Here is a 12,953-nt window from a genome sequence, read left to right as displayed (position 1 = left end):
ATTACTTGTACATTTAGTATATATGAAAATGTAATCGTTTTATTTGTATATTTGTGAGAAATGTGTGAATTTTATGTTTTGTAAAAAATCGATTATGTTAACTTTCAATCTTGTATTGCAGTTGTTATGCATGTAAAAATTTTATCAGTTCTTTATTTAATTCATCCGCTTGATCGATTGGTGAACCATGGCCACTATTTGTAAGAGCATGTAACTGAGAATTTTTAATTCGTTGTTGCGTAAGCTCAGCACTTTTGTAAGGAATTAGTTGGTCGTGAACGCCGTGGAAGATTTTTGTTGGGACGTTAATTTTATTTAAATCTTTCGTTACATCTTCATTTGCAGCTGCTTGTAAAATTTTGATAAGGGCATAAGAAGCGGACTGCATACCGAGATAAGAAAACCATTCAAGGGTTGCAGCTCCTAAGTTTCTATTGAAAAAGGATAAAGATACATCATTTAAAAATTTTGGTAAATTAGCATACATTTGATTAATGAGAGCATCTGCTTGTTCTTTCGGTACACCGTAAGGGGACTCTTGATTTTTAACGAAAGAGGGGGAGACAGCGTCAATTAATGCGAGCTTAGAAATGCGGCGCCCATTATAGCGAGACATATAGCGAATAGAAAGAGCACCACCAACTGAGAAACCGACTAATGTAGCGTTCTCTACTTGGAGTGCTTCTAGAACAATTGCGATATCATCGGCTAATCGATCATACGTGTAACCAGTCCATGGCTTATCAGATTGCCCATTCCCTCGTATATCCATGGCGATACAGCGAAAGCCATGCTCTGGTAAAACATTGAGTTGATATTGATACATTTGATGATTTAAAGGCCATCCGTGAACGAAGAAAACAGTCTTACTACCTGGACCAGGATTAACGTCTTGCACAAAAATATGCACATCTTTCTCGACAGTAACAAACATAAATGTCCCCCTATTTTATGAATATGCTCTATCCCAAAAGCGTTGTTTTGTCATAGCTTTAATAAATTCATTTGCTAGTCGCGTAGGGTCTTGTTCTATTAAAACACCAGGCTTTCCTTCTATATTTAAAGATTGAATAATAGAAGAGCCGTTTTGGAAGGAGCCAATCGGCTTAAAGTGATTATATGATTCTACGACAAAGGAACTTGCTTTGTTAAGAAAATGATCATCCATCTTTCCGCCGATAAGAAGTAATCCATCATAAAGGAGTGGTGAGCCTGTTAAGAAAGTATCATTTACTTCCCAATGTCCATTTGACGTTCCCTGCACTATGCCTAATCGTTCGGAAACGATCACTGGTTGAAGACCTACTTGTTTGAACTGATTTATTATATATTGTGCGCTTGGCCCATCATATCCATTTGCAACAATGACACCTACTCGTAATGTATTAGGACTAAAGGTCGTATTTGCCATACTGAGTGCTGGAGATGATTTTGTAACGTTGGATTCTTGCACATTTGGGACTTTTGCTCCGAGAGCTTCTGCAACTAAAGTAGCCAATTCTGTACTAATATGTCCAATCATATCAACGACTTGTTGGTGGACAGATTTACTTTTGACTTTTCCTAATTCAAAGGAGAAAGCTTGTATAATATGGATTTTTTCGACGTGACTCATACTATTCCAAAATAAACGAGCTTGAGAGAAGTGGTCTTTGAAGCTAGCAGCAGTTTCCCTTGTTTTATGACCAGATACAGTAGAAGGATATGTAACGAACCCCCCTTTTGTCCCAGGTACAGTATAAGGAGAATTATTTGCTAAGGAATTGTTATGGTAGGCAACGTTTCCTTTGTCGATTATATATTTAGACGCACCATCTCTTTGATTGTTATGAAATGGGCATATTGGACGGTTAATCGGTAGTTCTTGATAATTTGTACCAACGCGTGCTAATTGTGTGTCTGTATAAGAAAAGAGTCTACCTTGTAAGAGAGGGTCATTGGTAAAGTCAATACCACGAATGATACTTCCAGGGTGTAGTGCCACTTGTTCAGTTTCAGCGAATACATTATCTACATTGCGATTTAAGGTCATTTTCCCAATGATTTTAACGGGAAAATCTTCTTCAGGCCAAATTTTCGTTGCATCTAATATATCGAAGCCGTATTTAAATTCGTCCTCTTCTTCTAAAATTTGAATGCCAAGTTCGTACTCAGGATAGTTTCCAGCATTAATATTTTCCCACAAATCACGGCGATGGTAATCTGGATCAGCACCACCTAGTTTTTGTGCTTCATCCCAAATTAACGAATGAACGCCGAGCTTTGGCTTCCAGTGGAATTTCACGAATCGTGACTTTCCATTTTTATTAACGAAACGAAATGTATGAACGCCAAATCCTTGCATCATTCGAAAGCTTCTTGGAATTGTACGATCGGACATAATCCACATCATCATTGCAGCTGATTCTTGATTATTGGCGATGAAGTCCCAAAAAGTATCATGTGCTGTTTGTCCCTGTGGAATTTCATTATGCGGCTCTGGTTTAAGGGCGTGAATAAGATCAGGGAATTTAATGCCATCTTGAATAAAGAAAATGGGAATATTGTTTCCTACTAAATCAAAATTTCCTTCTTCTGTATAAAATTTAACGGCGAATCCTCTTACATCTCGATTCGTTTCATTTGCTCCTTTTGATCCAGCTACTTCAGAGAAACGAATGAAAAGCGGTGTTTTTTTTGAAGGGTCTTGTAGAAAATGGGCCATTGTTAGCTCTTCTAAAGATTCATATAACTCAAAAATGCCATGTGCTCCGTATCCTCGTGCGTGAACGACTCGTTCTGGAATTCGTTCACGGTCAAAGTGAGAAAGTTTTTCTCGCATAAGGAAATCTTCTAGAAGGGTAGGGCCACGATCTCCAGCTGTTAAAGAGTTTTCATCATTTGAAATTTTAACACCTGTATTTGTTGTCATCTCCTTTCCTTCATTTTCACGCGTGAAAGATTGGAGTTGTTCTATCTTTTTATTTTTTTTGCCGTCCATAAAAACACCTCCCATAATATACGTATTATTGTTTATGGTTTTTATGCTTGTATATAGCATGAAGATGTTGCATCGTTGGGATGATTTTCCTCAAATGTGCGATTTATCTTTGTTTGTCTATGAAAATCATTTATTATAATAAATGGTATTCTTCGAGATATTATTTTGAAGGGGTGTTGAAGTGAAAGAAAGTTTTCTATCATATAAAGAAGAAGAAAGGAATGCAAAAATCCTTTTATGGGTGTTATATGTTATTGTTATTGTATATCAAATTTTCTATGCAATTGTATTAGACAATAAATCAATAATGGATAAGGGATACAACGTAGTATGGCAAGTTATTTGCGGAGTAGCAATACTGTGCGTGAATATATATTTAATGAAAAAAGAGAAGGCAAACCTTGTTAAATATGCATGGATATTTGCATACATAGGGATAGAAATCGCTAATATATTTTCGTATATTTTTTATAATAAGGCGGCGTTTGATGCGACAAATATAATAGAAATTATTCTCATTTTCTTTGTACCCATATTTTTAAATAAAAAATTTTATGTAATCTTACTTTCTTCTATTGTAGGAAAATATTTAATTTATTTATTTGTATTAGAGGAAATAAAAGCATTTATGTTCCTTATTATGTGTACACTTATGTTAATAGCTGCATATATCATTTTAAACCGATTTTTACAATATCTTTCAGCTGTAAAGGAAAGTATTGCGATTGCTAGTGAATCACAAAAATTAGCAGTAATCGGAAAAATGGCAGCGACGGTTGGACATGAAATTAAAAATCCACTCGCTTCATTAAAAGGATTTACGCAATTACAAAGAGAGAAGCATGAAGAGGATCCTGTTTATAAACGTATGATCTTTGAAATAGAAAATATGAATAATATGATAAGTGAGTTGATGGAAGTTGCTACATGCAAGCCTTCTATTTATAAGAAACATGATCTAGGTAAAATTGTATTACAAGCAACAACAACTCTTCGCGAAAAAATGAATGAATTAAATGTGCAGCTTATTTCTAATGTGGGAGAACAAACAATAGAAGTTGAATGTGATGAACGAAGAATAAGAGGAGTCTTTCTATATACGATAAAAAATGCTTTAGAAGCAATGGAGCAAGGTGGCATATTACATTTACGGTTAGAAAATAAAGGGAAAGAGTATGTGATGATCAGCTTAATTGATAATGGTCATGGTATTAAGCAAGAAAACTTAGCCCGTGTTACAGAGGCCTTTTATACAACGAAACAAGATAAAATTGGTCTGGGTCTTACAGTAGCGAATCGAATTGTCGCCGAGCACCTTGGTGAGTTACATATTTCAAGTGAAAGAAATACTGGAACGAGAATAGACATTATTCTGCCAAGGAAGTGTGGAAATACTGAAATTCAAGTGGAAGAAAAGCTAGGAGTTACCATATGAATAAAGGCTATATATTTAAAAATGAAGAAATAAAGGCGTTGAAAGTATTTTTAAGTTTATTTTTTATTATATTTTTTGTGTATGATCTTGCCTATGAATTTATCGTACCTTTGATCGCGGGAGAGCAAGAAGGCGTAGGAAAGTTTGAAGATGGTTTAGGTTTATGGCTTTACTTTTTGATGGTAGTATTGTTTTGCATTGGAATATACTTTATGAAATGGAAGAATGTTTTTGCGGTAAAGTATATTATTCTAATTGGCTATAATGTATTAGATTGTATCCACAACATTATGATTTATTATGGTAGCGATGCGGAATTTGACGGTGGAAATATAGTAGAAGTATTTTTTATTTTGTTTGCACCAATCTTTGTGAATAAAAGATATTTCTGGTTAGTTCCAGCGATACTTGTCGGGAAGTACGCTTTTACAGGAATCATTATTCAATCTTCTCTCGTTTTAATCCCAATGGCATTATATAGTGTATTTACTATTATATGTTGGATTATATTTTTGAGGGTTCAGTCTTACGTTCGTACGCTTGAGATGATGGACAAAGAAATAAAACAAACAGAAAAACTAGCAGCTGTTGGAAAGATGGCAACGGTTATTGGTTATAAGATTAGAAGACCTTTAGCAAACTTAAAAAAACTTGTGAATAAACAAGCAGACAAGCATCCAGAGGATAAAATTTATAGTGATATTATGAAACAAGAAGTAGATCGGATTCATATAATTGCTACAGAACTTAGTGGATTTGAGAAATCTAAATCACTAGAATCAGAAACTCATAACATACAAGAAATTATCTCTTATGTTATTCGAGTTATGGAAAAGCCTGCTTTAAAACAAGGAGTCCACATACAAGGTATTTACAGTAAAGACTTACCATCAATTACATGTGATGAAAAACGATTAAAACAGGTCTTTTTTAATTTAATTAAAAATGCAATTGAAGCAATGTCAGTTGGCGGAACAATTACGATTAAAGTTACTGTAAAAGAAGGAATCATCGTTCAAGTGAAAGATGAGGGATGCGGCATTCCGAAAGATAAAATTCCAAAGTTAAACGAAGCCTTTTATACAACGAAAGAAACAGGAACTGGTCTAGGTTTAGTAGTTACAGAAAAAATTATTAAAGACCACAACGGTAAAATGAGTTTTGAAAGTGAAGTTGGGGTTGGAACGACGGTTGAGGTTATGTTACCACTGCATTAACTACAAAAAACATCACTTATTTGGAAGTGATGTTTTTTTATTTTATCCCGCTATTTGCCGGGCAGCCCGATTGGTGAGGGCTGATCAAAGTTTCACTTTATCTATAAAGAATGTATGATGTGTTTTTAATATCAAAATGTTTTTTGAAAGTTTTCATTATGGATTTTCCGGGGGGAATTTAGACTATAAAAATTAATTATTTTTTTCTAAAAAAACTATTTTCTTTTTTGGGTTTTAATGGTATATTCAAAACACGATAAATAAATTCCTATATTTGGCACACTATTCGAAAGGATAGGTCGCAAAGCTAAGAGTCTAAAGTAATGAAAATTACTATGATAGTCTGGTTGCAGTTTGGATTTTCACACATAGTTGTATGTATGAAAATCGAAGAGGCAACTGGACTTTTTGTTTTCTCAAAAAAAAATAAATGGGCACACTGTTCGAAAGAATAGGTCGCAAAGCTAAGAGTCTAAGGTAATGAAAATTACTATGATAGTCTGGTTGCAGTTTGGATTTTCACACATGTTGTGATATATGAAAATCGAAAAGGCAACCAGGCTTTTTATTTTTTCAGAATACACATTATGATTGTAAATTTAGTCGATTAATACATTTAATATTCGGAATATTCGGTACATAAAAAGCGAGGGAGGGAAGTACATTGCAAAATCAAATAGGGAAATTTGGGCGTATACTTCTCGCTGGAGGAATATTATTTACACAAGTTGGTGTGCTAGACTACTCTGCAACGAAAGTTTATGCGGTTACAAATGACGAGCAAGGACGTTTTATCGTTCATATGGATAAACAAGAAATAAAAGTTGATGAAAATGTAGTATTAAAGATTACAAATACAAATAAACAAGATGCTAATATCGAGCTGAAATTATCTAATGAGCAGCTCTTTAATGAAGAAGAAACGAAAAAAATGAATGAAAATAATAAAGCGATTCAAAACATTTCAGTAACAGAAGATCACATTGTAAAAATTGAAAAGAATGAACAAAGTAATTCTATCGGTGACGTATATGTAGTCATTCAAATGAAAAAAGCTGGAGAGTACAAATTTGAACCGATAGTGAAGTTTGAAGGGAATGAAAAGAAAATTGAATCTCCTTCTCTACATGTTGTAGAGAAAAAAGAGGCTTTAAATGTAGCTATTTCTGATGAAAATCCAAAGGCTTCAGAGGAAGTTGTGAAAAAAGAAAAAAATGAAAAAGTAAAAGTATCGGAAGAAAATAAAAAACAAGAAATAAAGCCTACTAATGCTGAAGTTCCAAAAGAAACGAATACTTTAGAGAAAGAAAAGGTTAATGAAGAACTCGTATCAAAGGAAAATGAATTAAAAGAGAGCAATAAGGTAAACGAAAATAATCAGGAATTACCTGCTATTCAAGCTGAGAAGGTATTAAAGAGCCAATCTCTACTAGCTGCTAGTCCTGTTACAAGTATTCTTAGATATCCAAATGTAAAGGTAATAAATAATAGAACAGGTGAAGGGCCTTCTATCCCGGGTAAATATGCTTTTAGATTTGTTTGGAGCCCACAAGTAACATATGAGGTAAAGGGTAGTAGCAATGACAGAACTGGTCAAAGTCAATATACATTTAGAAATTCAAATAGAGAACAGTACGTATTAGTAAAAAAAGCTGGTGAATATCAAGGGAAATGGATTGATGTCCGTATTAATATTCACTCTATGACAGCTTCATCTGTAGATGTTAAAACACCAATAACTAAAGGTGATGCAAAAAACTTTTTACAATTATATGGGAACGGAAGGTCAGGACAAACTTATAATGCTTCCTTTGAATTTTATGAACACGGAACAAGTAAAAAAGTACCATTAACGGCAATGTGGAATTTCAAAAGGATAAATAGTTATAAAAATGTAACGTTACGTAATGATGGTAGTCATTTAACGAATTTATACGTGTATGATACGAGTTCAATTAGGTATCAAGACAAAGGGAATAATAAAATAGAGTTTTCTGGAACAGCAGGCCCAGTAGCTACTCCAGAAGCAGATATGACAATTACATTTGATAATTTAACAGAATTACCGCTAGAAGTTAGATTAAATGCTTCAGGTGTTAATGTATCATACGACCAATTAGCGATTGCACAAATTGAAATTCCAGCTCCAAGTGTAATAGGAGATATCGTGGAAGATAATTCCCGTCAACTTTCTTATAAGGTATATCAAAATATGCCTGCTCAATCGAAAGATATTCACTATGCGAAATCTTTTGTATTAGAAAGTGAAGTGAATAAGGATTTTACTGTGAATGATGTTTCCATTCAAGATGTGGAAAGTGGAGATGATGTAAGTAGCTTCTTTGATATTAGCAGGAAAAACAATAAGGTCACTGCGGTTGCGAAAGCAAATGCGCTAAAAACAGAAGAATTCAACGGGAAAATTTACGAGATGACAATTACAGGTTCTCCTGTAAAAGGTGCTGATGTAATGAAATATTATAAAGATGGTTATCTTGAAATACCGGTGTCAGCTAAAAACTATTTAGATGACGATAAGAATGGGCAAGATAGTAATCGAGATGGAATCGCAAAAATAAGGTATAAAGGTATTCCGACTGGGAAACCAGTCCCACAAAAAGTAGTGCAAGGAACAGATTTAACAAAAATGGATATTTCTAAATTTGTGACAGATTTATCTGTAGATACGAATTTGGATGTAGATAAACCAATATCAGTAATGAAGTTAATCAATATTCCGGATACAAAAACAATAGGGAATCATACTGTAACGGTTGTAATTGAAACGAAGCAAGGTGTACAAGCGGAGATTCAAGTACCGGTTACTGTCGTTGATGGGACTTTAAAGTTAGTAGACGTACCAAAAGAAATTACCTTTGGAGATGTAACAATTCCATCGAAAACAACGACATACACACCGAAGGCGATTTCAAATTCTTTAAAGGTAACCGATAATCGTGTTAAAAAGCAAAAATGGAGTGTATATGTAAAGGAAATTACCCCATTAACTTCAGCGCAAAATGACACATTGACGGGAGCATTGATTTACAAACGAAATGGAAAGGATACACCTTTAAGTAATTCTAGTATAGAAGCATTCTCGTATACTTCTAAAAACGACGAGGAGGTTTCATTAAATTGGAAGGAAAACGAGGGAATTCATTTACAAGTAAAACCAGGGCCGAATGTCAAAGCAAATACAAAATATGCTGGACAGCTAGAATGGACATTAACCGATGCTCCTCTCTAAAAATATATGAAATATATAAATTTTAGAAAGGAGAGAGTAATGAAAAAAATAGTTGGTATTATCGTTTCCACAGTTATATGTGTGCCGTTTCTTATGGCAAATGTAGTAACGGCTACAAGTACGAATTCAAAAGCGGGTATTACATTTTCGAATAGCTATACACCAAATACATCAACTGATCCGACAAAGATAAATACAAAAAAAGAGACAGTTGATAAAAATAAAAATGGAGATAAATATTTACCGAAAACAGGAGGCCAGACACGGGACTTCAAACAATATATAGGATTGTTTTCGATTGTTTTATCTCTATATGTATTCAAAAGAATTAGGGGAAAGCAAGTGTATTCAAAATAAAAAATAGATGAAAACAGAGAAAAGGGGAAGGTACATATGAAACTAGCAAAATTAGCATTAATCGGTGCAGTATCATTAACATCAGTTGCAGCAGTAGGAACTTCAGCATTTGCGGAAGAGAAAGCAAATATGAAATCAAAAACCGATGTAACGTTTATTGAAGATACAAGCACAACAGATCCAAACAATCCAGAAAATCCAAATGAAAAAGTTACACCAGAGAACCCTGGTGACCATGAAATAGGAACAAAAGGTCCATTAAGTATTAACTACGTTTCTAACTTACACTTCGGCGAGCAAGTTATCTCTGGTAATGATCAAACGTACTTTGCAAAATTGGATAAAGTGAAACAAGGGAGCAAAACAGTTGAAGTACCTAACTTCGTATCTGTAACAGATAACCGTGGTACAAATGCAGGATGGAAATTGAAAGTAAAGCAAAATGCACAATTTAAAAGTGGTAATAGTGAGTTAACAAATGCAGCTTTAAGCTTAAGTAACCCAGCTGTAAATTCTGTAACTGATGCACAATATGCACCTACAACATTTAAAAATAAAGTAACGCTAGCTCCAGGTGGAGATGCGGTGGAAATTACTACTGCCGCAAAGAATAAAGGTATGGGTGATTGGACGACTGCATTTGGTAAAGGAACAGAACAAGGTAAACAGAGTGTGAGCTTATTCGTACCAGGTACGACGGCGAAAGAAAAAGGTGCGAAATATTCAGCTGAGTTAACTTGGACTTTAGAAGATACACCAAACTAAGCTTATACAAGATTGAAAATTAAGAATGACTGAATTTTAAAAAATGATTATAAAGGGGTATAAAACTATGAAACTAGCAAAAATAGCATTAATTGGAGCGGTAACATTATCATCAGTATCAGTAGGGACGTCTGCATTTGCAGCTGAGAAAGATGGCGGGAAAGTAGACTCAAAAGCATTCATTAAATTCGAGAAAAATACAGATAAAATTGATGTTGTTAATCCAGAGAATCCAGATGAAACTGTAGATCCAGTTGATCCAGATAAAAAAGGTACAGATGGTCCACTAAGTATTGATTATGTATCTAACTTCAACTTTAAAACACAAAAAGCATCAGGGAATAACGAAATCTACTTTGCAGAATTAGATAAAGTAAAGAAAAAAGTAGACGGTTCTGTAATTGACGTGCCGAACTACGTTCAAGTAACAGATAATCGTGGTACAAATGCTGGATGGCATTTAACAGTAAAACAAAATGGTCAATTCAAAACTGCAGATGATAAAGCGTTGGATGGTGCGGCATTAACATTAAAAAATTCAGCTTTGAAATCAAATGCAGGTAGCGACGCACCAACAGCAGAACAATCTATCACATTAAATCCAAGTGGTGCAGCATCTGATTTAATCGATGCAAAAGAAAACCAAGGTATGGGTACATGGGTAAATACGTTTGGTAAAGATGCAACAGAAGCGAAACAAAGCGTAGAGTTATCTGTACCAGGTAAAACGAAAAAAGAACAAACACAATACACAACTTCACTAACTTGGGAACTAACAGACGCTCCTATGTAAGTAAGAGGAATTTTAAGATAAAAGAGGAAAATGAGAAGAGATAAGGGAATGGCTTTAACCTTATCTCTTTCTTGTCTATAAAATGGATATGAAGGGGACTACATAAGAGATGGTAAAAAAACTATTTACTAGCTTACTATTAATTACATTCTTCATGGTAAACGCTTTTTCAGTATATGCGGCTGAAATGAAATTCGCTGTGACAGCAGTTATACCAGAAAATCAAATTGATAAAAATCAAACGTATTTTGATTTGAAAATGCAACCTGGACAAAAGCAAACAATTCAAGTCCAAATGAAAAATGATACGAATAAAGAAGTTGTGGTAGAATCGTTTGCTAATACAGCAATTACGAATAGCAATGGTATTACAGATTATAGTACAGTAGAACCAAAAACGGATTCTACTTTGAAATATCCGTTTTCTAAAATTGCTAAAATGCCAAAAGAAACGAAAGTCCCAGCTAACAGCATAGTGACAGTTGATATAAACTTTGAAATGCCAAGTGAGTCGTTTGATGGTGTTATTTTAGGTGGTTTATACTTTAAAGAAAAAGAAGATGAGAATGCAAAGAAAAAAGATGAAGGTGTGCAAATTGAAAATAAATATGCATACGCAATTGGCGTTGTTTTAAAAGAGACGGATGCTGAAGTAAAACCAGACATGAAATTAAACGAAGTAAAGCCAACACAAATTAACGGGCGTAACGTTGTTACTGCAAATTTACAAAACGTAAAGCCAGCAATGTTAAAAAATTTAAGTGTTGATGCAAAGGTATATAAAGAAAAAGGTACAGACGTTTTATTTGAAGCGAAAAAAGAAAATTTAAGAATGGCGCCAAACTCAAACTTTGATTACGCTATTAGCTGGGAAAACAAAGCGTTTGATCCAGGAATGTACCGAGTAGAAGTGAAAGCCACTGATGGCGATCAAAAGTGGGAATGGACGAAGAAATTTACAATTGAAGGAAAGACAGCCGATAAGTTAAATGATACAGCGGTAGAAGCGAAAAAAGACTACACGCTATATTACATTATCGGCGGAGTACTACTGGTAATTATATTATTAGTTCTTGTGTTCTTCTTAGGTAGACGTTCTAAAAAAGAGGACGATAACGAAAAATAATATATTGATAGTGTAAAAAGAAATTAATGGATGTTTTACTACGAAAAATATATAATGGCTTTGTCTGTTATTTGTTGTAGTTCATTTATATTTCTATTTGTTGACCCGAATCTCGGGTCTTTTTTTATGAAATGAATTGCTATATGTTAGTAATTAGAAAAACAGAATATACAGCACTTGCAGTAATTCCAGGGGTAATATAAAGGGATATAGCATCTCCTCTTGCAACTGGGTTTCCAGTTGTAATGCTAGTCCAAGTTACATTAGCGGGACCTACTGCCGGAGAAGGATTAAATACTTGAATTTGTCCTGCTCCGCTATCCGTTGGTTTAATGGAAAATACCATAGTTCCGGTAATTTTGTCAGTAGTAGTTAAGGTAATAGTAGATAGGATGTAGCTAGAAGAAGGGGTTGTGAGATTTGTTGGGACATTTCTGCAAATATTAATCGTATAAATAGCAGCAGGTAAATTATTTATATTTATAGACGCAGAAAAGCCGACAATACTACCGGCTCCAGCAGTGACATATGGAATAACATTGGAGTCAATTCCAGGAGAACCCGCTATACGTTGAAAACCAGCATTTGTTCCTTGAAAAACAATACTTTTTGCTGAAGCGCTATCGGCAGATCCCGTAGGCCCAGTAATGCCAGTAGGTCCGGTGTTCCCCGTAGGCCCAGTGATGCCGGTAGGCCCGGTGTTCCCCGTAGGCCCAGTAATGCCAGTAGGTCCGGTGTTCCCTGTAGGCCCAGTGATGCCGGAAGGTCCAGTGTTCCCCGTAGGCCCAGTAATGCCAGTAGGTCCGGTGTTCCCCGTAGGGCCAGTGATGCCGGAAGGTCCGGTACTACCGGTAGGTCCACTTTCTACTAATACGATATAATCTGGAGATATATTAGGAAACCCTTGAGGTGCATCTTTTTTTACAACATAGCCGCTGCCCGTATAAGTGACAACTTGTCCTTTTTTATAGTTGGGAGCCGCTGCTAGACTGAAGGTGGTAGTACTTTGGAAACCCGCTCCGGAAGGTCC

At 34.9% G+C, this 12,953-nt stretch carries 10 protein-coding genes and 2 riboswitches; of the genes, 7 read left to right on the top strand and 3 right to left on the bottom strand.

All coding sequences use genetic code 11. From position 1 onward, the window contains the following. Positions 1-124: 124 nt before the first annotated feature. Entirely contained in the window at positions 125-934 is an 810-nt protein-coding gene (locus MR167_RS19125; protein WP_000498278.1) for an alpha/beta fold hydrolase, read from the bottom strand. A gap of 15 nt (positions 935-949) precedes the next feature. Further along, positions 950-2,980: a catalase gene (locus tag MR167_RS19120; protein ID WP_098902457.1), complete on the bottom strand. Its 2,031-nt coding sequence runs from the start codon at positions 2,978-2,980 to the stop codon at positions 950-952. Between the two features lie 181 nt (positions 2,981-3,161). Here MR167_RS19120 and MR167_RS19115 point away from each other — a divergent pair, with 181 nt between their 5' ends. The 7 genes from MR167_RS19115 (at position 3,162) to MR167_RS19085 (ending at position 11,923) form a co-directional block, all read left to right on the top strand. Then, positions 3,162-4,415, top strand: coding sequence for an ATP-binding protein (locus MR167_RS19115; RefSeq protein WP_098902458.1), 1,254 nt, complete (start codon positions 3,162-3,164; stop codon positions 4,413-4,415). After that, entirely contained in the window at positions 4,412-5,632 is a 1,221-nt protein-coding gene (locus MR167_RS19110) for an ATP-binding protein (protein ID WP_001032631.1), read from the top strand. Before MR167_RS19115 ends, MR167_RS19110 begins: the two co-directional genes overlap by 4 nt. Positions 5,633-5,898: 266 nt before the next feature. Further along, positions 5,899-5,987: riboswitch (cyclic di-GMP riboswitch) on the top strand. A gap of 68 nt (positions 5,988-6,055) precedes the next feature. Then, positions 6,056-6,144: riboswitch (cyclic di-GMP riboswitch) on the top strand. A 152-nt stretch (positions 6,145-6,296) separates the two neighbouring features. Continuing rightward, positions 6,297-8,882: a WxL domain-containing protein gene (locus MR167_RS19105; protein WP_098506037.1), complete on the top strand. Its 2,586-nt coding sequence runs from the start codon at positions 6,297-6,299 to the stop codon at positions 8,880-8,882. Between the two features lie 39 nt (positions 8,883-8,921). Next, positions 8,922-9,239, top strand: coding sequence for an EF2685/EF0750 family sortase-dependent surface protein (locus tag MR167_RS19100; RefSeq protein ID WP_000724871.1), 318 nt, complete (start codon positions 8,922-8,924; stop codon positions 9,237-9,239). Positions 9,240-9,275: 36 nt separating this feature from the next. Continuing rightward, positions 9,276-10,004, top strand: a complete 729-nt coding sequence (locus tag MR167_RS19095; RefSeq protein WP_000761532.1) for a WxL domain-containing protein — start codon at positions 9,276-9,278, stop codon at positions 10,002-10,004. A gap of 67 nt (positions 10,005-10,071) precedes the next feature. Continuing rightward, the gene (locus tag MR167_RS19090) at positions 10,072-10,797 is read left to right on the top strand and encodes a WxL domain-containing protein (protein WP_098902460.1); all 726 of its coding nucleotides are present in this window, start codon (positions 10,072-10,074) and stop codon (positions 10,795-10,797) included. A 109-nt stretch (positions 10,798-10,906) separates the two neighbouring features. After that, positions 10,907-11,923, top strand: coding sequence for a WxLIP family cell surface protein (locus tag MR167_RS19085; RefSeq protein WP_242315257.1), 1,017 nt, complete (start codon positions 10,907-10,909; stop codon positions 11,921-11,923). Positions 11,924-12,062: 139 nt separating this feature from the next. On the opposite strand, the gene MR167_RS19080 is transcribed toward MR167_RS19085, so the two are convergent. Further along, on the bottom strand, positions 12,063-12,953 hold an 891-nt coding region (locus MR167_RS19080; RefSeq protein ID WP_242315256.1), incomplete at its 5' end, for a collagen-like protein.

Source organism: Bacillus cereus group sp. BfR-BA-01355, assembly GCF_022663675.1.
Taxonomy (GTDB): Bacteria; Bacillota; Bacilli; order Bacillales; family Bacillaceae_G; genus Bacillus_A; species Bacillus_A thuringiensis_S.
Note: the sequence above shows the minus strand (reverse complement) of the source record. Positions and strands in the feature narration are given on the sequence as shown.

Coding starts and splice junctions, on each gene's coding strand:
- MR167_RS19085 (WP_242315257.1), top strand. CDS start 10,907: ATGGTAAAAAAACTATTTACTAGCTTACTATTAATTACATTCTTCATG.
- MR167_RS19125 (WP_000498278.1), bottom strand. CDS start 934: ATGTTTGTTACTGTCGAGAAAGATGTGCATATTTTTGTGCAAGACGTT.
- MR167_RS19110 (WP_001032631.1), top strand. CDS start 4,412: ATGAATAAAGGCTATATATTTAAAAATGAAGAAATAAAGGCGTTGAAA.
- MR167_RS19120 (WP_098902457.1), bottom strand. CDS start 2,980: ATGGACGGCAAAAAAAATAAAAAGATAGAACAACTCCAATCTTTCACG.
- MR167_RS19100 (WP_000724871.1), top strand. CDS start 8,922: ATGAAAAAAATAGTTGGTATTATCGTTTCCACAGTTATATGTGTGCCG.
- MR167_RS19095 (WP_000761532.1), top strand. CDS start 9,276: ATGAAACTAGCAAAATTAGCATTAATCGGTGCAGTATCATTAACATCA.
- MR167_RS19090 (WP_098902460.1), top strand. CDS start 10,072: ATGAAACTAGCAAAAATAGCATTAATTGGAGCGGTAACATTATCATCA.